18 protein-coding genes are annotated in these 20,358 nt (G+C 65.1%); 9 read left to right on the top strand and 9 right to left on the bottom strand.

Features of this window, described 5'->3' with window-relative positions; genetic code table 11:
- The first annotated feature begins 139 nt into the window (after nt 1-139).
- From C8C94_RS08510 to C8C94_RS08480, 7 genes are all read left to right on the top strand, one after another.
- Nucleotides 140-1,081 carry a histone deacetylase gene (locus C8C94_RS08510; protein ID WP_121420426.1) on the top strand — a complete coding sequence of 314 codons (942 nt, stop codon included), beginning with the start codon at nt 140-142 and terminating at the stop codon, nt 1,079-1,081.
- On the top strand, nt 1,078-1,563 hold the full coding sequence (locus C8C94_RS08505; protein ID WP_121420425.1) for a thioesterase family protein: 486 nt from the start codon (nt 1,078-1,080) through the stop codon (nt 1,561-1,563). Before C8C94_RS08510 ends, C8C94_RS08505 begins: the two co-directional genes overlap by 4 nt.
- Before the next feature lie 230 nt (nt 1,564-1,793).
- Nucleotides 1,794-3,014 carry a nicotinate phosphoribosyltransferase gene (gene pncB / locus C8C94_RS08500; RefSeq protein WP_055402558.1) on the top strand — a complete coding sequence of 407 codons (1,221 nt, stop codon included), beginning with the start codon at nt 1,794-1,796 and terminating at the stop codon, nt 3,012-3,014.
- Between the two features lie 125 nt (nt 3,015-3,139).
- The gene (locus C8C94_RS08495) at nt 3,140-4,552 is read left to right on the top strand and encodes a sodium:proton antiporter (RefSeq protein WP_121420424.1); all 1,413 of its coding nucleotides are present in this window, start codon (nt 3,140-3,142) and stop codon (nt 4,550-4,552) included.
- A 170-nt stretch (nt 4,553-4,722) separates the two neighbouring features.
- A complete protein-coding gene (locus tag C8C94_RS08490; protein ID WP_055402555.1) occupies nt 4,723-5,715 on the top strand; it encodes a D-glycerate dehydrogenase in 993 nt (330 codons plus the stop codon).
- 81 nt (nt 5,716-5,796) lie between these two features.
- Nucleotides 5,797-7,323 (top strand): DNA recombination protein RmuC, encoded by a 1,527-nt coding sequence (gene rmuC / locus C8C94_RS08485; protein ID WP_121420423.1) that lies wholly within the window; start codon nt 5,797-5,799, stop codon nt 7,321-7,323.
- Nucleotides 7,320-8,516 carry an MFS transporter gene (locus tag C8C94_RS08480; protein WP_121420422.1) on the top strand — a complete coding sequence of 399 codons (1,197 nt, stop codon included), beginning with the start codon at nt 7,320-7,322 and terminating at the stop codon, nt 8,514-8,516. The genes rmuC and C8C94_RS08480 overlap by 4 nt, the downstream gene beginning before the upstream one ends.
- A 39-nt stretch (nt 8,517-8,555) precedes the next feature.
- On the opposite strand, the gene C8C94_RS08475 is transcribed toward C8C94_RS08480, so the two are convergent.
- From C8C94_RS08475 to C8C94_RS08455, 5 genes are all read right to left on the bottom strand, one after another.
- Nucleotides 8,556-9,419 carry a TIGR00730 family Rossman fold protein gene (locus C8C94_RS08475; RefSeq protein ID WP_055402549.1) on the bottom strand — a complete coding sequence of 288 codons (864 nt, stop codon included), beginning with the start codon at nt 9,417-9,419 and terminating at the stop codon, nt 8,556-8,558.
- Between the two features lie 120 nt (nt 9,420-9,539).
- Nucleotides 9,540-9,926: a fluoride efflux transporter CrcB gene (gene crcB / locus C8C94_RS08470; protein ID WP_055402547.1), complete on the bottom strand. Its 387-nt coding sequence runs from the start codon at nt 9,924-9,926 to the stop codon at nt 9,540-9,542.
- Between the two features lie 112 nt (nt 9,927-10,038).
- The gene (locus C8C94_RS08465; RefSeq protein ID WP_121420421.1) at nt 10,039-11,343 is read right to left on the bottom strand and encodes a TRAP transporter large permease; all 1,305 of its coding nucleotides are present in this window, start codon (nt 11,341-11,343) and stop codon (nt 10,039-10,041) included.
- 20 nt (nt 11,344-11,363) lie between these two features.
- Nucleotides 11,364-11,873, bottom strand: coding sequence for a TRAP transporter small permease (locus C8C94_RS08460; protein ID WP_121420420.1), 510 nt, complete (start codon nt 11,871-11,873; stop codon nt 11,364-11,366).
- A gap of 18 nt (nt 11,874-11,891) precedes the next feature.
- Nucleotides 11,892-12,875: a TRAP transporter substrate-binding protein gene (locus C8C94_RS08455; protein ID WP_121420419.1), complete on the bottom strand. Its 984-nt coding sequence runs from the start codon at nt 12,873-12,875 to the stop codon at nt 11,892-11,894.
- Between the two features lie 187 nt (nt 12,876-13,062).
- Between C8C94_RS08455 and C8C94_RS08450 the strand changes: the two genes are divergently transcribed.
- Both C8C94_RS08450 and C8C94_RS08445 read left to right on the top strand, forming a co-directional pair.
- Nucleotides 13,063-13,599, top strand: coding sequence for a winged helix DNA-binding protein (locus C8C94_RS08450; RefSeq protein ID WP_055402539.1), 537 nt, complete (start codon nt 13,063-13,065; stop codon nt 13,597-13,599).
- Nucleotides 13,600-13,678: 79 nt separating this feature from the next.
- Nucleotides 13,679-17,329 carry a hydantoinase B/oxoprolinase family protein gene (locus C8C94_RS08445; RefSeq protein WP_121420418.1) on the top strand — a complete coding sequence of 1,217 codons (3,651 nt, stop codon included), beginning with the start codon at nt 13,679-13,681 and terminating at the stop codon, nt 17,327-17,329.
- A gap of 51 nt (nt 17,330-17,380) precedes the next feature.
- Here C8C94_RS08445 and mnhG read toward each other — a convergent pair whose 3' ends face one another.
- From mnhG to C8C94_RS08425, 4 genes are read right to left on the bottom strand one after another with little or no spacing between them, the layout of a single operon-like run.
- Entirely contained in the window at nt 17,381-17,773 is a 393-nt protein-coding gene (mnhG, locus tag C8C94_RS08440; RefSeq protein WP_121420417.1) for a monovalent cation/H(+) antiporter subunit G, read from the bottom strand.
- Nucleotides 17,770-18,048 (bottom strand): K+/H+ antiporter subunit F, encoded by a 279-nt coding sequence (locus C8C94_RS08435; RefSeq protein WP_055402533.1) that lies wholly within the window; start codon nt 18,046-18,048, stop codon nt 17,770-17,772. The genes mnhG and C8C94_RS08435 overlap by 4 nt, the downstream gene beginning before the upstream one ends.
- Complete coding sequence (locus tag C8C94_RS08430; RefSeq protein ID WP_121420416.1) at nt 18,045-18,575, bottom strand: Na+/H+ antiporter subunit E; 531 nt, start codon at nt 18,573-18,575, stop codon at nt 18,045-18,047. Before C8C94_RS08430 ends, C8C94_RS08435 begins: the two co-directional genes overlap by 4 nt.
- Complete coding sequence (locus C8C94_RS08425; protein WP_121420415.1) at nt 18,572-20,287, bottom strand: monovalent cation/H+ antiporter subunit D; 1,716 nt, start codon at nt 20,285-20,287, stop codon at nt 18,572-18,574. Before C8C94_RS08425 ends, C8C94_RS08430 begins: the two co-directional genes overlap by 4 nt.
- Between the last annotated feature and the right edge of the window lie 71 nt (nt 20,288-20,358).

Here is a 20,358-nt window from a genome sequence, read left to right as displayed (position 1 = left end):
CCCTGACTCGGTAAGTCATGTTGCAGTGCAGCATGGGTTGAATTTTAGGGGCTTCGTTCGCGATTGCAAGGGTTTTTTGTTGCGGTGCAGCAAATTAGGGACGGCCACCCAGAAATCCGCCCTTCGCCACAATCGCGTCATGCACGCCTATTACGCAGACCATTTTGTGCTGCCCTTGCCCGAAGGCCATCGGTTTCCCATGGCCAAGTACAGACTGCTGCGCGACCGGATTGCCCAACACCTGCCGGGTGTGTCGCTCCAGGTGGCCTTGCCCGCATCCGACCGCGAATTGGCGCTGGCCCATGCGCCCGACTACATCGATGCGATTGCCGACGGCACGCTGCCGCCCCTGGCCCAGCGCGAGATTGGGTTTCCCTGGAGCGAGGCCATGGCCGAGCGCGCGCGGCGCTCTGTGGGCGCTACCGTGGCCGCAAGCCGCGTGGCGCTGCACGAAGGGGTGGCGGGCAACCTCGCGGGGGGCACCCACCACGCCTATGCCGACAAGGGCAGCGGGTTTTGTGTGTTCAACGACGTGGCGGTGGCCGCCCGGTTGATGCAGGTGGAATGGGCGCGGGGAGGCGGCGGGCGCACCGCCCGGCCGCTCCAGGTGGCGGTTATTGACCTGGATGTGCACCAGGGCAACGGCACGGCGCACATCTTCCGGGGAGACCACAGCGTGTTCACGCTGTCGCTGCACGGGGCTCGCAACTTTCCGTTTCGCAAGGAGCCCAGCGACCTCGATGTCGAGCTGCCCGATGGCTGCACGGACCCTGACTATCTACAGGCCCTGGAGCAGGCGCTCGATACCCTGGAGCAGCGGTTTGCGCCCCAGCTCATCTTCTATCTGGCAGGTGCCGACCCCCATGAAGGTGACCGCCTGGGGCGGCTGGCGGTGACGCACGACGGGCTGGAGGCGCGCGACCGGCGTGTGTTCGACTGGGCGTGGCAGCGGCGCATCCCCCTGGTTTTTGCCATGGCCGGGGGTTACGGCCGCAACCTGGACGACACGGTGTTGGCCCAGCTCAACACCTGGCGCGTGGCCTGGCAGTACCACCAGCGCTGGCAGAATGTGCGGCCATGACTTCTGCCGCCAGCACCACCCCTGCCGCTGCGTCCGCACCGGCCGCCCGCCCGTCCCCGCAGCCGCGCAGCGCCTACCAGGCCTTTCGCTCCATCACCACACGCTGGGCCGACAACGACGTGTATGGCCATGTGAACAACGTCGTGTACTACAGCTGGTTTGACACTGCGGTCAATGCCCATCTGATCGACCAAGGCGTGCTCGATATCCATGCGGGCGGCACCATTGGCCTGGTGATCGAAACCCAGTGCAACTACTTTGCCCCGCTGGCGTTTCCGCAAACGGTGGAGGCGGGCATCCGCGTGGCACGGCTGGGCGGCTCCAGCGTCAGGTATGAGGTGGGCCTGTTTGCCCAAGGCGAGCCGCTGACCGCTGCCGCTGGCCATTTCATCCATGTGTATGTGGACCGCGAAACCCGCCGGCCGGTGCCCGTGCCCGAGGCGCTGCGCACCGTGCTGCAGGCTCTGGTGGTGCCCGGCTGACCGCGTGCAAATTGCCTGGTATGGTTTTGATAGCGCGTAACGCAACACAGATAGGCGCTGGCGCACCACAGGGCACTTAACCAGGCCAGGCGCTGTGCGGCGGCTGAAACCTGGCTGACGCCGCTGGCCTTGCGCGGTACCAGGGTCCCCGATGGCCTACACTTTGTGGCTTCGTTGCCCGGTCTGAGGCCTTGGGAACGTGTTCGCGATTTCTGAGGCTTGCCCTGTCCATGATCATCACCAGCCTGCTCGACACCGACCTGTACAAGTTCACCATGATGCAGGTCGTGCTGCACCAGTTTCCGGGGGCGCAGGTCGAATACAAATTCAAGTGCCGCAACCCCGGCGTGCAACTGGCACCGTTTGCCAACGAAATCCGCGACGAGATCCGGTCGCTGTGTTGCCTGCAGTTCCAGGATGCCGAACTGGCCTACCTGCGATCCCTGCGTTTCATCAAGAGCGACTTCGTGGATTTTCTCGGGCTGTTCAAGCTCAACGAGAAATACATCACCGTCACGCCCCAGCACAACGGCGAGATCGAAATATCCATCCGGGGGCCGTGGCTGCACACCATCCTGTTCGAGATCCCGGTGCTGGCCATTGTCAATGAGGTCTACTTTCGCAACACGCAGAAAGTGCCCGACTTCCTGGAAGGCCGCCGCCGCCTGGATGCCAAGATTGCGCTGCTGCAGGGTGACGGCCTGTCGGACCTCAAGATTGCCGACTACGGCACGCGCCGGCGTTTTAGCCGCGCCTGGCACGAAGAAGTGCTGCGCGTGCTGGTGGCCCGCCTGGGCACGGGCGACCGCCGTCCCGGCGCACCGGCAGGCCCCGGCCAGTTTGCGGGCACCAGCAATGTGCTTTACGCCATGAAGCTGGGCGTGACGCCCTTGGGCACCATGGCGCATGAATATCTGCAGGCCTGCCAGGCGCTGGGCCCGCGCCTGCGCGACAGCCAGGTCTTTGGCTTTGAAATGTGGGCCAAGGAGTACCGGGGGGACCTGGGCATTGCGCTGTCGGACGTCTACGGTATGAGCGCCTTCCTGCGCGACTTTGACCTTTACTTTTGCAAGCTGTTTGACGGCGCGCGGCATGACAGCGGCGACCCGTTCGCCTGGGGCGAGCGCCTTTTGGACCACTACCGCAAGAACCGCGTGGACCCGCTGACCAAGACGCTGATCTTCAGCGATGCGCTCACGGTGCCGCGCACCATCGAGCTGTACCAGCAGTTCCGGGGCCGCTGCCAGCTGGCGTTTGGAATTGGCACCAATCTCACCAATGACCTGGGCAGCCCGCCAGCGCACGAGCCGCTGCAGGTGGTCATCAAGATGACGCGCTGCAACGACCAGCCTGTGGCCAAGCTGTCGGACACGCCGGGCAAGGGCATGTGTGATGACGAGAAATACCTCGCCTACCTGCGGCAGGTGTTTGATATCCCTGTGACAGCGTAGCCGCGCTGGCGCTCGGAAGCGCCCACAGGTTCCGTGATGTTCCGTGAAGTGCCGCGATGTGCTGTGAAGTACGTCAAACCGCCGTGAGGCGACCCGATTTTTATAACTGGATGGAGACACAACCCATGAAACTCTCGCGCGGGCTGGCAGTGGCCGGTCTTTTGGCGGCACTGCCCGGCTGGGCCCTGGCCGCCGACATCGATGGCAGCACGCTGTCCGTCCTCTGGGGCGTTCCATTCGCGGGCATTCTGCTGTCGATTGCCCTCATGCCGCTCCTGGCGCCGATCTTCTGGCACCACCACTTTGGCAAGGTGGCGGCAGCCTGGGGGCTGGCGTTTCTGGTGCCGTTTGCCATCACATTCGGCCCCGGCATGGCGGGCGTGAGCCTGGTGCATGCGCTGGTGGCGGAGTACATCCCGTTTGTGATCCTGCTGACTGCGCTGTTCACGGTGGCGGGCGGGATTTTCATTCGCGGCAACCTGCATGGCAGCCCGGGGCTCAACACCACCATCCTGGCCATTGGCGCCGTGCTGGCCAGCTTCATGGGCACCACCGGGGCGTCCATGCTGCTGATCCGCCCCCTGATCCGCGCCAACGACAACCGCAAGCATGTGGCGCATGTGGTGGTGTTCTTCATCTTCATCGTGTCCAACGCCGGGGGCTCGCTCACGCCGCTGGGCGATCCGCCGCTGTTCCTGGGCTTCCTGAAGGGCGTGGACTTCTTCTGGACGGTGAGCCACATATTCCAGGAAACGCTTTTCCTCGTGGGTGCGCTGCTGGTCATCTTCTTTGTGCTCGATTCCTGGTACTACCGCCGTAGCGAAGAAGTGATCACGGCCGACCCCACACCCGACAGCCGGGCCATCGGCTTTGATGGCAAGGTCAACTTTGCCCTGCTGGGCGTGGTGGTGGCGCTGGTGCTGGTCAGCGGCTTCTGGAAGTCGTCGGTGGTGTTCAACATCGCGGGCACCGACGTTGGCCTGCCTGGCATCGTGCGCGACGTCGGTTTGGTCATCGTCACCTTTGTATCCCTGTGGCTCACGCCCAAGAAGGTGCATGAAGACAACCAGTTCGGCTGGGGGCCGATGCAAGAGGTGGCCAAGCTGTTTGCGGGCATCTTTCTCACCATCATCCCGGTTATCGCCATGCTCAAGGCGGGCGTCAACGGTCCGTTTGGCGCCGTTGTGTCGGCCGTGACCCGCGCAGATGGTTCGCCCGACCCCGCCATGTATTTCTGGGCCACGGGCGCCCTGAGCTCCTTCTTGGACAACGCCCCCACCTACCTCGTGTTCTTCAACACGGCGGGGGGTGACCCGGCCACGCTCATGACCACACTGGCCCCCACGCTGGCTGCCATCTCGGCCGGGGCGGTGTTCATGGGGGCCAACACCTACATCGGCAACGCGCCCAACCTCATGGTCAAGGCCATCGCCGAAGACCGGGGCGTGAAGATGCCCAGCTTCTTTGGCTACATGCTGTGGTCGGGGGGCATCCTGGTGCCGCTGTTCATCGTGATGACTTTCATCTGGTTTAGGTAGTGACCATCCCCCTGAGCGGCTGCGCCGCTTCCCCCTTCTCTCATCGCTGCGCGATGGGAAGGGGGACGCCACCAGTGCGGCGGGGCTGCCCTTGCACGGTGGCCGCTGGTGCGGGCCGCGCAAGTTGCAAGGTACGGCAGCCGTATCGATACATTGGAGACTGAAGATTCATGAGCAAACCCCGCATCCTGGTCGCGCGAGCGATCTTCCCCGACATCGTGGACCGCCTGCGCGCGCACTTCGACGTGGAGGACAACCCCGACGACGTGATCTGGACCCCGGCCGAGTTGGCCGCGCGCTTGGCGGACAAGGACGGAGTGCTGACCACTGGCAGCCAGCGCGTGGATGCCGCGTTACTGGCTGCGGCGCCGCGTCTCAAAATCTGCGCCAACATGGCCGTGGGCTACAACAACTTTGATGTGGACGCGATGACGGCGGCGGGCGTGTTGGGCACCAACACCCCCGACGTGCTGACCGAGACCACGGCCGACTTCGGCTTTGCGCTCTTGATGGCCACGGCGCGCCGCATGACCGAGAGCGAGCATTACCTGCGCGCTGGCAAGTGGACGAAGTGGAGCTACGACATGTTCGCGGGCAGCGACATCCACGGCAGCACGCTGGGCATCATCGGCATGGGTCGCATCGGGCAGGGCATTGCCAAGCGCGGCGCGCATGGCTTTGGCATGAAGGTGGTTTATCACAACCGCTCGCGCCTGTCGGCTGACCTGGAAGCCGAATGCAAGGCCACCTACGTGGGCAAGGAAGACTTGCTGCGCACGGCCGACCATGTGGTGCTGGTGGTGCCGTACAGCGCAGCCTCGCACCACACCATTGGCGCGGCCGAACTGGCGCTGATGAAGCCCACGGCCACCCTCATCAACATTGCGCGTGGCGGCATTGTGGACGACGCGGCGCTGGCCGTGGCGCTGCGCGAAGGCCGCATTGCCGCGGCGGGTCTGGATGTGTTTGAAGGCGAGCCCAGCGTGCACCCCGACCTGCTCACCGTGCCCAACGTGGTGCTCACGCCTCACATCGCAAGCGCCACGGTGCCCACGCGCCGCGCCATGGCCAACCTGGCGGCGGACAACCTGATTGCCTTTTTGGGCGGGCGTGCCCCCCTCACTCCGGTGAACCAGCCCGTGCCTGGCCTGCGGGCGCAGTAACGCCGGATTTATCAAGAGAAATTGGCCGCTAGCGCTTGATAGATAAGCGCTAGCAGCTATCGAAACCATAGTAATCCTTCCTTGACTACCGATACCCTCGTTCTGCTGGCCGCACTGGTCCTGGTGTTCATCGCGCTCGCGCTGCTGGCGCTGCGTCGCCCCCGCGTGGATTTGCCGCCCGAATGGCTGGCCCGCCTGCAGGCACTGGAGCGCACCACCCAGGCCACCCAGCTGGCCGTGGCCAAGAACGATGGCGCGCTGGATGGCATGGGCCAGCAACTGCGCGGCTTCACCCAAACCACGCAGACCACGCTGGAGGGGCTGCGCCACGCGGTCGATGAGCGTTTGACGCAGGCGGTGGCCGAATCGCGCAACGGCCGTGCCGAGCTGTTGGCCGCCTTTGGCGTGTTCGAGGCGCGGCTGGAGCAGCGCCTCACGGCCCTGGACGCAGCCACGCGCCTCACGCTCGATTCGCTCAAGAGCGACACCCAGTCGCAGCTGGTGGTGATGTCGCAAGCGCTCAAAGACCAGCTCGAAGCCAACAGCTTTCAGATCAAGAACCAGTTTGCGGTGCTGCAAGACGCGGTGTCGCAGCAGCTCACCGGGCTGGTGCAGGGCAGCCAGCACAATGCCGAACAACTGCGCACCGCGCTCAACGAGCGCCTGGCCGCCATCCAGGCCGACAACGCCACCAAGCTCGAGGAAATGCGCCGCACGGTGGACGAAAAGCTGCACGCCACGCTGGAGCAGCGCCTGGGCGAATCCTTCAAGCTGGTGAGCGACCGGCTCGAACAAGTGCACAAGGGCCTGGGCGAGATGCAGACCTTGGCCGGCAGCGTGGGCGACTTGAAGCGTGTGATGACCAACGTGAAGTCGCGCGGTACCTGGGGCGAAATGCAGCTCGGCGCCATCATCGACAACGTGCTTACCCCCGAGCAGTTCGCGCGCAACGTCAAGACCGTGCCAGGCAGCGATGAGTTGGTGGAGTTTGCCATCCGCCTGCCGGGCAAGAGCGACGAGCACCCCGTGTGGCTGCCCATCGACTCCAAATACCCGGTGGAGCAATACCAGCGCCTGATGGATGCGCAGGACGCGGCCGACAAGGCGGCCATCTTGTCTGCGGGCAATGCGTTCGAGACCTCGATCAAGCTCGAAGCCAAGAAGATCTTCGCGAAGTACGTCTCGCCCCCGCACACCACCGACTTTGCCGTGCTGTACCTGCCCACCGAAGGCCTGTTTGCCGAGGTCATGCGCCGCCCCGGTCTGGTGGAAGCGGTGCAGAACGACTGCCGCGTGATGATCACCGGCCCGGCCAATCTGGCCGCCATGCTCAACAGCCTGCAGATGGGTTTCAAGACGCTGGCGATTGAAAAACGCTCGTCAGAAGTGTGGAGCCTTCTGGGCATGGTCAAGACCGAGTTCGCCAAGTTTGGCGATGTGGTGGAGGCCACCAAAAAATCCATCGACGCCGCCGCCAAGAAGTTTGACGAGGTGGGCGTGCGCACCCGCGCCATCCAGAAGCGCCTGCGGGATGTGCAGGACCTGCCCGCGCCAGCGGCTACCACCGTGCCGTTGCCGGGGCTGGACCCCGAGGACGATCCGCTGTGAACTGGGCACTGGCCCGGCTGATTGCCGCGCAGATCTGTGTGCACGGCAGCATGGCTGGCATGCGGCTGGCCGCGCCCCTGCTCGCGCTGCGCGAGGGCTACAGCGTGGCGGCGGTGGGGTTTCTGGTGGCGCTGTTCGCGCTCACCCAGGTGTTTCTGGCCCTTCCTGCGGGCCGGTTTGCAGACCGCCACGGCCTCAAGCGCCCGATGGCTTATTCGGTGGCTGTGGCGTGCATGGGCGCAGGGCTGGCGGTGGTGTTTCCGACCTATGCGGTCTTGTGCGTTGCGGCCTTGATGACAGGGGCGGGCGCAGGGGGCGCCACCATTGCCGTGCAGCGCCACGCGGGCCGCGCCGTGCATGACGCCACCGAACTCAAGCAGGTGTTCAGCTGGCTGTCGATAGGCCCGGCGGTGTCCAACTTCATCGGCCCATTTGCGGCGGGGCTGGCCATCGACCATGCGGGTACCACCCCGGGCAGCCTGGAAGGCTACCGCGCGGCCTTTGCGTTGCTGGCGTTGCTGCCCCTGGTCAGTTGGTGGTGTGTGCGCAGCACGCAGGATCTGCCCGCTGCGGCCGCAGCCTCCGCCAAAGATGGCCCGCCACAGCGCGCGTGGGATCTGCTGAACGACCCGCCGTTTCGTCGCCTGCTCATCGTGAACTGGCTCATCTCGTCGTGCTGGGATGTGCATGCCTTTGCGGTGCCGCTGCTGGGGCATGAGCGCGGCTTGTCGGCGGCGGTCATTGGCACCATCTTCGGGGCGTTTGCGATTGCGGCCACCGTGATCCGCCTGCTTATGCCCTTTGTGGCCAAGCACTTGCGCGAGCGGGGCGTAATGGCCGGCGCCATGCTGGTGACGGCCGTGTTGTTTGCGGTGTACCCCATGCTGCAAAGCGCCTGGGCCATGGGGCTGTGCTCGGTGTTGCTGGGCCTGGTGCTGGGCACGGGGCAGCCCATGGTGATGAGCCTGCTGCACCAGATCACGCCCTCACATCGCCAGGGCGAAGCGCTGGGGCTGCGCCTCATGGCCATCAACGCATCCAGCGTGCTGATGCCGTTGATGTTCGGATCGGCCGGGGCGGTGATTGGCGTGAGCGGCCTGTTCTGGGGGGTGGGCGCCGCAGGCCTGGGCGGCGCCCGGCTGGCGTGGCGCATCGGGGGCGAGAAAAAACAGCCGGGGCAGGGGCCGGGCTGAGTGCCGCTTGCCGTGCCGAGCCAGTAGGCGAAGAAATGCCTACAGCTGGTAGAACGACTTGATCAGCTCCCACGCCTCTTGCGGGTCGTCGGTGTAGTGAAAGAGCTTGAGGTCTTGGGCGGAGATCGTGCCTTCTTCCACCAGCACTTCGAAGTTGATCAGCCGCCTCCAGTAGTCGGTGCCAAACAGCACGATGGGCACCGGCTTGGCCTTCTTGGTCTGCACCAGCGTGAGCACCTCAAACAGTTCGTCCAGCGTACCAAAACCCCCCGGGAAGGCCACCAATGCCTTGGCGCGCATCATGAAGTGCATCTTGCGCAGCGCGAAGTAGTGGAACTTGAAGGAGAGCGAGGGCGAGATGAAGCGATTGCCGCTTTGCTCGTGGGGCAGGGCGATATTCAGGCCCACGTTCAGTGCACCGGCTTCGTGGGCACCCCGGTTGGCGGCCTCCATGATGCCGGGGCCGCCGCCCGTGCAGATGTAGATGCGGTCTGCGGGGCGCTGGTGCTCGCTGTATTCCGCCACCACCTTGGCGAACTGGCGGGCGAGGTCGTAGTAGCGGGCGTTGCGCACAGCCTGCTGGGCACGCTGCAGGCGCACCTCGTCGCCACTGGCCTCGGCCTCGGCCAACTGGGCTGCGGCCTCGTCGGGTGCCACAAACCGGGCGCTGCCGTAGACCACCACGGTGTTCTCGATGCCTTGCTCGGCCTGGCCCAGGTCGGGCTTGAGCATTTCCAGCTGAAAGCGGATGCCGCGTGTCTCGCGGCGGAACAGGAATTCCGGGTCGGCAAACGCGAGGCGATATGCGTCTGCGTGCAAGGGGTTGCCGTTGACTGCGTGGTTCTGCAGTTCCGCCCAGGCATCGGCCAGGCGGCGTTCGTTGAGTTGGGTGTTGGCGTCCATAAGAGACTCTTCGTGTCGGTCTGTAGGGGAAAAGGGGTGGGGCGAATGCTGCGGCCACCGGCTTGGGCAGCGTAATGCAATGGAGGATGAGGTGTAGAGAAAATGGGCCCGTGGGCAAGTCTACAATGCGCGGGCTGCTATGAAATATGAAGCACTTTGTATGCCAAGCGCCGTCAGGCATAGCGACCCGAACAGGTGCAGTGCTGTAGTGCCCAGGGCCATGGCGTAGCGTTGCACCATCAACATTTCAACCACCTCGGCCGAGAAGCTGGAGAACGTGGTGAGTGCGCCCAGAAAACCCGTGACCAAGGCCAGCCGCCAGACAGGATCGATCTGGGGCAGGGCGTGAAAAACAGCCACACACACGCCGATGAGATAACCGCCCACCAGGTTGGCTGCCAGGGTTCCCCAGGGAATCAAGCCGCCCGGGCTGAGCCACAGGCCCAGGCGCCAGCGCGCCAGTGCGCCCACACAGGCGCCGATGCAGATGGCCAGAACATTGAGCATGGGGGGGATTGTCACAGCAAATGAAGTCCCCCTGGGTCGCTTCGCGCCTTCTCCCAAAGCGCAAAACGGAGCGGCCCTGGTCTGGACCACACCCGTTTCGCATGCCGGCGGCTCAGCGTGCCGCCATCTGCTGCGGCAGCCAGGTGACGATGCCGGGGAAGATGTAGAGCAGCGCCACGGCCGCGCACATCAGCAGGAACATGGGCAGGGCCACCTTGGCGATCCAGGGCAGCTGGCGGCCCGTCATTCCTTGTAGCACGAACAGGTTGAAGCCCACGGGCGGTGTGATCTGCGCCATCTCGACCACCAGCACGATGAAGATGCCGAACCAGATGGGGTCGATGCCCGCAGCCTGCACCGTGGGCATGAGCACGCCCATGGTGAGCACCACCATGGAGATGCCGTCCAGGAAGCAGCCCAGAATGATGAAGAACACGGCCAACGCGACGAGGAGCTGCCCCTGATTCAGCCCCAGCGAAGCAATCCATTCAGCCAGGTGGCGCGGCAGACCGATATAGCCCATCGATAGCGTGAGAAACGCGGCACCGGCCAGGATCAGCGCAATCATGCAGTACAGGCGCGTGGCGCCCATCAGCGATTCCTTGAAGGTGCTCCAGCTCATCGAGCCCTGCACGGCCGAGAGAACCAGTGAGCCGACCACACCCACGGCTGCGGCTTCGGTGGCTGTGGCAAAGCCGGTGTAGATGCTGCCCAGCACCGCCGCAATCAGCAGCACCACCGGGATCAGGCTGCGCGACTCGGCCAGCTTTTGCGCAAAGGTCAGGCGCACGTCGGCGGCGGGAATCTGGTCGGGGTGCCGCAGCGCCCAGACCATGATGTAGCCTGAGAACAGGGCGGCCAGCAGAATGCCCGGCAGCACGCCCGCAATGAACAGCTGCGAGATGGACACTTCGGCCGATACGCCGTAGACGATCATGATGATCGACGGCGGGATCAAGAGGCCCAGCGTGCTGGCACCGGCCAGGGTGCCCACCACCATGTGCTCAGGGTAGCCCCGGCGTGTCAGTTCGGGCAGTGTCATCTTGCCGATGGTGGCGCAGGTGGCTGCACTCGACCCCGACACGGCCGCAAAAATCGTGCAGCCCACCACGTTGGTGTGCAGCAGGCGGCCCGGCAGGGCCTGTACCCAGGGGGCGAGGCCCTTGAACATGTCTTGCGACAGCCGCGTTCGAAACAGGATTTCCCCCATCCAGATGAACAGGGGCAGGGCGGTCAAGGTCCAGCTGGAGGCGCTGCCCCAGATCGTCACCGCCATCGCATCGCCAGCTGGGCGCGACGAGAACAGTTGCATGCCGATCCAGGCGACGCCCGAGAGGGTCAGCCCGATCCAGACACCGCTGCCCAGAATCAGGAACAGCGACAGGACCAGCAGGCCGGTAATGGCGAGATCACTCATGGTAGATGGGCCTGGTTGTCTTATTCATTGCGCAAGGCTTCGCCGGGATGGGCGTCGGCGCGTTTGTTCATCACCTCCAGCACCAGCTCGTCGATGAAGGCGATGGCCAGAATCACCGTGCCCACGGCCATGGCGATCTGGGGAATCCACAGGGGGGTGGCATCGCTGCCTGTGGAGATGTCGTGGAACTCGTGCGACTGCCAGGCCAGCTTGCAGCTGTACACCGCAAACAGCACGGCCAGAAGCGTGGCAATGGCCAGGGCCCAGATCTCAAAGGCCTTCTTTGCGCCGCCCTTCAAAAAGTTGAGCAGCAGCGTGACGCGGATGTGTTCGCCGCGCTTCAAGGTGTGGGCCAGTGCCAGAAAACCCGCAGCCGCCATCAGATAGCCTGCGTAGGCATCCGTGCCCGGCACGTGGAAGTGGAACTGCCGGCTGGCGATGGACAGCAGCACCATGCCCAGCAGGCCGACCATGAAAAGCGCCGCCAGGGCGGCGGCGCTGTCGTACAGAAAGTCCAGCAGACGACGCATTTGCGTGGATGCCCGAGCTTACTTGCGGTAGGCGTCAATCAGCGCCTTGCCTTCGGGGCCGGCCTTGTCCAGCCATTCCTTGAGCATGGTGTCGCCGACCTTGGCCATGTCGGCCTTCAGTGCGGCGGGCGGCGCTTCTACCGCCATGCCATTGGCCTTGAGCTTGGCGATGGTGTCGGTGTTGACCTTGGCGCTGGCAGCCCAGCCGCGTGCTTCGGCGTCGGCACCGGCCTTGAGCAGGGCGTCCTGGCTGGGCTTGTCCAGCGCTTCAAAGGCCTTCTTGTTCACCAGCACGGCGTTCTTGGGCAGCCAGGCCTGGGTGTCGTAGTAGAACTTGAGGTGCTCGTACAGCTTGCTGTCCACACCGGTGGCGCCCGAGGTCATCGTCGATTCGACCACGCCCGTGGCGAGGGCCTGCGAGAACTCTGCGGCCTGCACTGTCACCGGCTGTGCACCCACCAGCTCGGCAATGCGGGCGGTGGCGGGGCTGTAGGCGCGCCACTTGATGCCCTTGAGGTCGGCGGCCGAGGCCAGGGGCTTCTTGGTGTAGATGCCTTGCGGAGGCCAGGCCACGGCATACAGCAGCACCATGCCTTGTTCGGCCAGCTTCTTCTCGAGGAAGGGCTTTTGCGCAGCGTAGAGCTTCTTGGAGGCGTCGTAGCTGTCGGCCAGGAAGGGCAGGCCGTCCACACCAAACAGCTGCCATTCGTTCTGGAAGTTGGCCAGCAGGATCTCGCCCATCTGCGCCTGACCACCTTGCACGGCGCGCTTGATTTCGGGGGCCTTGAACAGCGCGGCGTTGGCATGCACCGTGATCTTGAGCTTGCCGCCCGTGGCCTTGTCTACATCGCCGGCCAACTGCACCATGTTCTCGGTGTGGAAGTTGGTGGCTGGGTAGGCGGCCGCCAGATCCCACTTGGTCTGGGCGAATGCCGAGGTGGCAGACAGGCCCGCCGCCAGGGTCAGGGCAAGTGCGGTCACGGGGAAGATTCGACGCTTCATGGATATTGCTCCGCAGAGTTGTATGTACAAGATTGGATGTAACAAATCACTGTATCGGAAGCCGATCCGATTGCGATAGGTGTTTTGCCTAAACGCTGACAAATTGCCAACAAATTACCATCGACTTGCCTACAATGCCCCATGCATATCCCGTGCCAATGACAGAACCCACAGGCCCGAACCCGCCATGAAATCTGACGCCAAGCCCAAGGCCAAAACCGACTCCGGCCCCATCGTTTCATCAGCACACCTGGTGTCGGCCCAGAGCGCAGAAATGAGCGAGTTCGAGTTCGGCCTCATCGTGGCGGGCAATGCGTTCCACCGCTGGGTGGTGCACTGCATGGCGGCGGCGGGGCTCAAGGACCTGACGCCGCTCGACGTGGTGGTTCTGCACCATGTCACGCACCGCGCGCGCGACAAACGCCTGGCCGACATCTGCTTCATCATGAATGTGGAGGACACGCACTTGGTGAACTATGCGCTGAAAAAGCTGCAGAACCTGGGCGTCGTGGCCTCGCAAAAGAACGGCAAGGAAGTGACCTACGCTGCCACCGATGTGGGCCGCGCCTACGTGCAGCGCTACCGCGAGATCCGCGAGAGCTGCCTGATCGACGCCCTGAAAGCCGACGACGCGCTGAACCGCGACATCGGCGAGCTGGCCCGGTTGCTGCGTGTGCTCTCAGGCATGTACGACCAGGCGGCGCGCTCGGCGGCATCCCTTTGATCGGCGCAGAATTTTGAATAAAACCGTGCTCTAGCGCTTATCTGATAAGCGCTGGTAGCTATCAAAAAGATAGTTATTCATGTCCCACCAAGTTTCTCCCATGTCCCGCTGGCAGTTCTGGATCGACCGGGGCGGCACCTTCACCGACGTGGTGGGCAAGCGCCCGGACGGCACCCTGGTCACGCACAAGCTGCTGTCCGAGAACCCCGAGCAGTACAAGGACGCGGCTGTCGCAGGCATCCGCCACCTGCTCGGTTTGAAGCCCGGCGAACCCGTAACGCCCGCACTGGTGGAGTGCGTGAAGATGGGCACCACCGTGGCCACCAACGCGCTCTTGGAGCGCAAGGGCGAGCCCACGCTGCTCATCACCACCAAGGGCTTCAAGGACGCGCTGCGCATCGCCTACCAGAACCGCCCGCGTCTGTTTGACCGCCACATCGTGCTGCCCGAGCTGCTATACGAGCGCGTGATCGAAGCGCAGGAGCGTGTGGGCGCGCGGGGCGAGGTGATTGAGCCGCTGGACGAAGCCCACCTGAAAGAACGCCTGTGGGCGGCCTACGACGCAGGCCTGCGCAGCGCGGCCATCGTGTTCATGCACGGTTATCGCTACACCGCACACGAAGAGGCCGCCGCCCGCATTGCGCGCGAAGCGGGCTTCACGCAGGTGAGTGCATCGCACGCCACCAGCCCCATGATGAAGCTGGTGAGCCGGGGCGACACCACGGTGGTGGATGCCTACCTGTCGCCCATCCTGCGCCGCTATGTGGACCAGGTGGCCAGCGAAATGCCAGGCGTGAAGCTGTTCTTCATGCAGTCGTCGGGCGGCCTGACGGATGCGCAGGTGTTCCAGGGTAAGGACGCGATCCTGTCGGGCCCCGCAGGCGGCATCGTCGGCATGGCCCGGACCGCCGGTTTGGCAGGCCACGACAAGGTCATCGGCTTTGACATGGGCGGCACCAGCACCGATGTGAGCCACTACGCGGGCGAGTTCGAGCGCGAGTTCGAGACCCAGGTGGCGGGCGTGCGCATGCGCGCGCCCATGATGAGCATCCACACCGTGGCGGCCGGTGGCGGTTCCATCCTCGGTTTTGATGGCGCACGTTTCCGCGTCGGCCCCGAAAGCGCGGGTGCCAACCCTGGCCCCGCCAGCTACCGCCGCGGCGGCCCGCTGGCTGTGACGGATGCGAACGTGATGGTGGGCAAGATCCAGCCCGCACATTTCCCCAAGGTGTTTGGCCATGCGGCCAATGAGGCGCTGGATGGCGATGCGGTGGCGCAGAAGTTTGAAGGCCTCGCCACACAGACCGGACGCAAGGCCGAGGATGTGGCCCATGGCTTCATTCAGATCGCCGTGCAGCAGATGGCCAATGCCATCAAGAAGATCAGCGTGGCGCGCGGCTACGACGTGACGCGCTACACGCTGCAGTGCTTTGGCGGCGCGGGCGGGCAGCATGCGTGTTTGGTGGCCGATGCTTTGGGCATGACGCGCGTGTTTGTGCACCCGTTGGCGGGGGTGCTCAGCGCGTATGGCATGGGCCTCGCCGACCAGAATGTGATTCGCGAACAGGCGGTGGAAACCAAGCTTGCGCCCGAAGCGTTCGCAGGCATCGAAGCCACGCTGGACCAACTCGCCACCACCGCGCGCACCGAGCTGGAGCGCCAGCAGGTGGGCGCGGGCACTGCGGTGGTGCACCGCCGCGTGCATGTGCGCTACGAGGGCAGCGACTCCGCACTCATCGTGCCGTTTGGCTCGCTGGCCGAAATCACCGCCGCGTTCGAGAACGCCTACCGCCAGCGTTTTGCGTTCCTCATGCAGGGCAAGGGTCTGGTGGTGGAGGCCGTGTCCGTCGAGGCCGTGGTGCCCGGCGACGCGCCCGTGGAGCCACGCCACACGCTGCAGCCCGCGCGCGAGGTGCCGCGCCGCAGCACCGTGCGCATGTACACCGGCGGGGTGGATGGCGTTGCAGCATGGCACGACGCCGCCCTGGTGGTGCGCGAAGACCTGCGCCCCGGCGATGTGATTCCTGGCCCGGCCATCATTGCCGAGAAGAACGCTACAACAATAGTGGAGCCCGGCTGGGAGGCCGCGCTGACCGACCTGGACCACCTGCTGCTCAACCGCCGCGTGGCGCGCGCCGTGCAGCATGCCGTGGGCACCACGGTGGACCCGGTGCTGCTGGAGGTGTTCAACAACCTGTTCATGAACATTGCCGAGCAGATGGGGCTGCAGCTGCAGAACACGGCGTACTCGGTGAACATCAAGGAGCGCCTGGACTTCAGCTGCGCGCTGTTTGACACCGCAGGCAACCTGATCGCCAACGCGCCCCACATGCCCGTGCACCTGGGCAGCATGGGCGAGAGCATCAAGACCGTGATCCGCGAGAACGCGGGCCGCATGCAGCCTGGCGATGTGTTCGTGCTCAACGACCCGTACCACGGTGGCACGCACCTGCCGGACATCACGGTCATCACGCCGGTCTACATCGCCAACGAGGCCGAGCCCACGTTCTACGTGGGCAGCCGGGGCCACCACGCCGATGTGGGCGGTACTACGCCGGGCTCCATGCCGCCGTTCTCCACGCGCATTGAAGAAGAGGGCGTGCAGATCAACAACGTGAAGCTGGTGGAGCGCGGCGTGCTGCGCGAGGCGGAGATGATTGCGCTGCTGGAAAGCGGCGAATATCCATCCCGCAACCCGCAGCAGAACATGGCCGACCTGCGCGCGCAGATCGCCGCCAACGAAAAAGGCCAGCAGGAGCTGCGCCGCATGGTGGCCGAGTTTGGCCTGGACGTGGTGTTAGCCTACATGCGCCATGTGCAGGACAACGCCGAAGAGTCCGTGCGCCGCGTCATCACACGGCTCAAGGACGGTGCGTTCACGCTGCCGCTGGACAACGGCGCACAGATCAGCGTGGCGGTGAAAGTGGATGCAGCGAGCCGCAGCGCCACCATCGATTTCACCGGCACCAGCGCGCAGCAGACGAACAACTTCAACGCGCCTACGGCGGTGTGCATGGCGGCGGTGCTGTATGTGTTCCGCACGCTGGTGGATGACGACATTCCGCTGAATGCTGGGTGCCTCAAGCCGCTCAACGTGATCATTCCGCCGGGCAGCATGCTCAACCCCAACCCCCCAGCCTCGGTGGTGGCGGGCAATGTGGAGACCTCCACCTGCATCACCAACGCGCTGTATGGCGCCTTGGGCCTGATGGCGGCGGGACAGTGCACGATGAACAACTTCACGTTTGGCAGCACGCGCTACCAGTACTACGAGACCATCTCGGGGGGCAGCGGCGCGGGCGGCGTGTGGGATGCCAACGGGCAGCTCACTGGCGGCTTTGCCGGCACCAGCGTCGTGCAGTGCCACATGACCAACTCGCGCCTGACGGACCCTGAGGTGCTGGAGTTCCGCTTTCCGGTGCGGCTGGAGGGCTACGAGATCCGCAGGGGATCGGGCGGCGCCGGGCAGTGGAAAGGTGGCGACGGCGGCGTGCGCCGTGTGCGTTTTCTGGAGCCGATGACGGCCAGCATCTTGTCCAACGGCCGCCACCATGGCGCGTTTGGTATGGCAGGCGGCCACCCGGGTGCCGTGGGCATCAACAAGGTGGTGCGCAGCGATGGCCGCGTGGAGTTGCTGGACCACATTGGCCAGGCCGAGATGCAGCCGGGCGATGTGTTCGAAATCCACACACCGGGCGGCGGCGGATTCGGGTCTTCAGGTCGAAAATAGGGATGAAAATGGCCGCTAGCGCTTATCCATAAATCGCTGGCAGCTATTAATTCAGGAGTCTTCGGTTTCGGATGGCGCCTTGGGCTGGCTCAGGCTCGGCGGCACATTCAGCCCCATCTGCCGCGCGCGGAACAGCGCCGCGCGCATCAAGAAGATCGACATGATCGGCACCGTGATCGCCACGAACACGGCGATCAACAGCGCATGCAGCGCCAGGCTGCGGTCGGCCACCGAGAAGTACAGCACCGTGCCATGCATGATCAGCCAGCAGCCCAGCGTGGCGATGATGGCAGGGGCGTGCACACGCTCGAAGAACGTGGGCAGGCGCAGCAGGCCGGTGGAGCCCAGCAGCGCCAGCCCCGCGCCCGCCAGCACCAGCAAGGCCACGATGATTTCAAGCCAGAGCGGCAGCACGGCGGCGGCAGTGGTAGCGGCTTCGGTCATTCGATCACCTCGCCACGCAGCAGAAACTTGGCCATGGCCATGCTGCCCACAAAGCTGAACAGCGCCAGCAGCAGCGCAGCTTCGAAGTAGTTCTTGCTGCCATACAGCAGGCCCAGCACCAGCATCACCAGCATGCCGCTCAGGTACATGCAGTCGAGCGCCAGCACCCGGTCTTGTGCGGAGGGGCCCTTGAGCAGGCGGATCAGCGCGCAGCCCATAGCCAGGGCCAGCATGAACAGGGCGATGGGGAGGGCCCAATCCAGTATCGGGGTCATTCAAAAATCTCCATCAAAGGGGCCTCGTAGCGCCGCTTCACGTCGGCGATCACGGTGGCCGCGTCGTCCAACTCCAGCACATGCAGCAGCAGCACGCTGCGGTCCAGCGACAGCTCGGCCCAGGCAGTACCGGGGGTGATGCAGACGATCATCGCCAGCACGGCCAGCGCGTTGGGGTCGCGCACGTCGAGCGGGATGTGCACAAACCCGGCAGGGTGGCGCCTGCGGCCCGGCGCCAGCAGCAGGCGCGCCACGGCCAGGTTAGAGCGGGTGGTGTCAGCCACCACCGTGAAGGCCAGGCGCAGCACGGCGCCCGGTTTGCGCACGCGCACCGGCAGCGGGCGCAGCCCGGCCGTGAGCAGCGGAATCGCCAGCGCCAGCACGCTGCCCAGCACAAAATGCCCAGCACTCAGGCTGCGGTTGAGCAGCAGCCACAGGCCCAGCAGCGCCAGCGACAGCAGGGGCGCGGGCACCAGCCGCTTGAAGGGCCGGGGCGATGTGGATGTGGGAAGGGGCTCTGGCTTCATGGCAGGTTGCCCCCCGGTGTGGTGGCAGGCTGGGGCGGGTTGGGCACGGGCTCAGCGGTCATCACCGCGCGCATGTAGCCAGCGGGCGCGTGCAATGCGTCGGCAGTTGCCTGGGTGTAGCGCATCACGGCGCCGGCCTGCCAGGCCAGCGCCGCGCAGGCACCCAGCAGCAGGGCAATCGGCAAGCCTTCCAGTACCAGCAGCTTGGGGGCCGACCGATCATGTGCGGCCCAGAAATGGCGGATGCCTGCACGGGTCAAGGCCACCAGCGCCAGCAGGCCCGAGGTCACCAGCAGGGCCACCAGCGTCCAGCCCGCCGCGCCCAGCGGGAACCCGCTGGATGCGCCCAGCCCCAGCGGGTTGAGCAGCGCATGCACCATGGCGAACTTGCCCACAAACCCTGGCAGCGGTGGCAGGCCCGCAATGACCAGCGTGCAGGCGATGAAGGCCAGGCCCAGGAAGGCAGCGGCCGCAGGGATCACCTCGCCGATGAGCGCCTCCTCCTTGTCGTCGAGGTTCATGCCTTCGGTGGGCACCAGGTCGGCCGACAGAAACGGCGCATCGTCCGTCTGCTCGTAGGGGGCGAGGTTGGAGCCGTCGTTGCGCCAGCGGTCGATCAGGTCGGTCAGCAGGAAGAGGGCGCTCACCGCCAGTGTGGAGCTGAGCAGGTAGTACAGCAGCCCGCCTGTGAGCAGGTTCTGGCCGAAGCCTACGGCAGCCAGCAGCGTGCCCGACGACAGGACGGCGCTGAAGCCTGCCAGGTGCCCCAGGCGCTGCGAGCCCAGCATGCCGATGGCGCCAAAGGCCATGGTGAGCAGGCCGCCGCCAATCAGCCACTGGCTGCCAAACTGGGCGGATTCACCGGCCTCGGCGCCAAAGAGCAGCGTCCACAGCCGCAGTACGCTGTACACGCCCACCTTGGTCATGAGCGCGAAAAGCGCACCCACGGGCGCAGTGGCCGCGCTGTAGGCAGGCACCAGCCAGAAGTTGAGCGGCCACACGGCGGCCTTGATGAGGAACGCGACCGCCAGAATCGCAGCGGCCGCATGCAGCAGCCCCCGGTCTGCCACGGCCACACCCGCAATGCTCCGGGCCAGGTCGGCCATGTTGAGCGTGCCGGTGATGCCGTACAGCATCGACACCCCGATGAGGAACAGCGAAGATGCGGCGAGGTTGATGGCGATGTAGTGCAGCCCCGCCGACACGCGCGGGCGGCCCGAGCCGTGCAGCAGCAGCCCGTAGGATGCCGCCAGCATGATCTCGAAGAACACAAACAGGTTGAACAGGTCGGCCGTGAGGAACGCGCCTGCCAGCCCCATGAGCTGGAACTGGAACAGCGGGTGAAAGTGCACACCCGCCCGGTGCCAGCGCGCGGCCGAGAACAGCACCGTGGCGAGCGCCACTGTGCTGGTCAGCACCAGCATCATGGCCGACAGGCGGTCGATGACCAGCACGATGCCGAACGGCGCCGGCCAGTTGCCCGGCAGGTACACGCCCAGGCTGGTTTGCACGCTGGGCTCCTTGGCCTGCACCAGCAGCAACACAGCCACCACCAGGCCGACCAGGGTCGATGTGATGTTGAGTGTGACCTTGGTGCGCTGTCGTTCCTCGCGCAGCAGCAGCATGAGCCCGGCCGTGAGCAGGGGCAGTGCAATGGGCGCAAGGATCAGGTGTGGCATCAGCCGCTCAAGCAGCATGTGCATGAGTGTCATGTGATTGGTCCAAGACGCTGCGCATGAAACTGGCACGCCCCAGGCCAGGGCAGCCGAGAAAGGGCCGCCCC

The organism is Acidovorax sp. 94 (assembly GCF_003634645.1).
In the GTDB taxonomy this organism is placed as follows: domain Bacteria; phylum Pseudomonadota; class Gammaproteobacteria; order Burkholderiales; family Burkholderiaceae_C; genus Acidovorax; species Acidovorax facilis.
The sequence above is the reverse complement of the archived record's forward strand: the minus strand, read 5'-3'. Positions and strand labels throughout refer to the sequence as shown.

Excerpts from the sequence above, each read along its gene's own strand:
- C8C94_RS08455 (WP_121420419.1), bottom strand. The coding sequence starts at position 12,875 with ATGAAGCGTCGAATCTTCCCCGTGACCGCACTTGCCCTGACCCTGGCG.
- mnhG (WP_121420417.1), bottom strand. The coding sequence starts at position 17,773 with ATGACCGAAGCCGCTACCACTGCCGCCGCCGTGCTGCCGCTCTGGCTT.
- C8C94_RS08475 (WP_055402549.1), bottom strand. The coding sequence starts at position 9,419 with ATGGACGCCAACACCCAACTCAACGAACGCCGCCTGGCCGATGCCTGG.
- crcB (WP_055402547.1), bottom strand. The coding sequence starts at position 9,926 with ATGCTCAATGTTCTGGCCATCTGCATCGGCGCCTGTGTGGGCGCACTG.
- C8C94_RS08465 (WP_121420421.1), bottom strand. The coding sequence starts at position 11,343 with ATGAGTGATCTCGCCATTACCGGCCTGCTGGTCCTGTCGCTGTTCCTG.
- pncB (WP_055402558.1), top strand. The coding sequence starts at position 1,794 with ATGATCATCACCAGCCTGCTCGACACCGACCTGTACAAGTTCACCATG.
- C8C94_RS08425 (WP_121420415.1), bottom strand. The coding sequence starts at position 20,287 with ATGACACTCATGCACATGCTGCTTGAGCGGCTGATGCCACACCTGATC.
- C8C94_RS08460 (WP_121420420.1), bottom strand. The coding sequence starts at position 11,873 with ATGCGTCGTCTGCTGGACTTTCTGTACGACAGCGCCGCCGCCCTGGCG.
- C8C94_RS08445 (WP_121420418.1), top strand. The coding sequence starts at position 13,679 with ATGTCCCACCAAGTTTCTCCCATGTCCCGCTGGCAGTTCTGGATCGAC.
- C8C94_RS08495 (WP_121420424.1), top strand. The coding sequence starts at position 3,140 with ATGAAACTCTCGCGCGGGCTGGCAGTGGCCGGTCTTTTGGCGGCACTG.
- C8C94_RS08430 (WP_121420416.1), bottom strand. The coding sequence starts at position 18,575 with ATGAAGCCAGAGCCCCTTCCCACATCCACATCGCCCCGGCCCTTCAAG.
- C8C94_RS08510 (WP_121420426.1), top strand. The coding sequence starts at position 140 with ATGCACGCCTATTACGCAGACCATTTTGTGCTGCCCTTGCCCGAAGGC.
- C8C94_RS08490 (WP_055402555.1), top strand. The coding sequence starts at position 4,723 with ATGAGCAAACCCCGCATCCTGGTCGCGCGAGCGATCTTCCCCGACATC.
- C8C94_RS08450 (WP_055402539.1), top strand. The coding sequence starts at position 13,063 with ATGAAATCTGACGCCAAGCCCAAGGCCAAAACCGACTCCGGCCCCATC.
- C8C94_RS08435 (WP_055402533.1), bottom strand. The coding sequence starts at position 18,048 with ATGACCCCGATACTGGATTGGGCCCTCCCCATCGCCCTGTTCATGCTG.
- C8C94_RS08505 (WP_121420425.1), top strand. The coding sequence starts at position 1,078 with ATGACTTCTGCCGCCAGCACCACCCCTGCCGCTGCGTCCGCACCGGCC.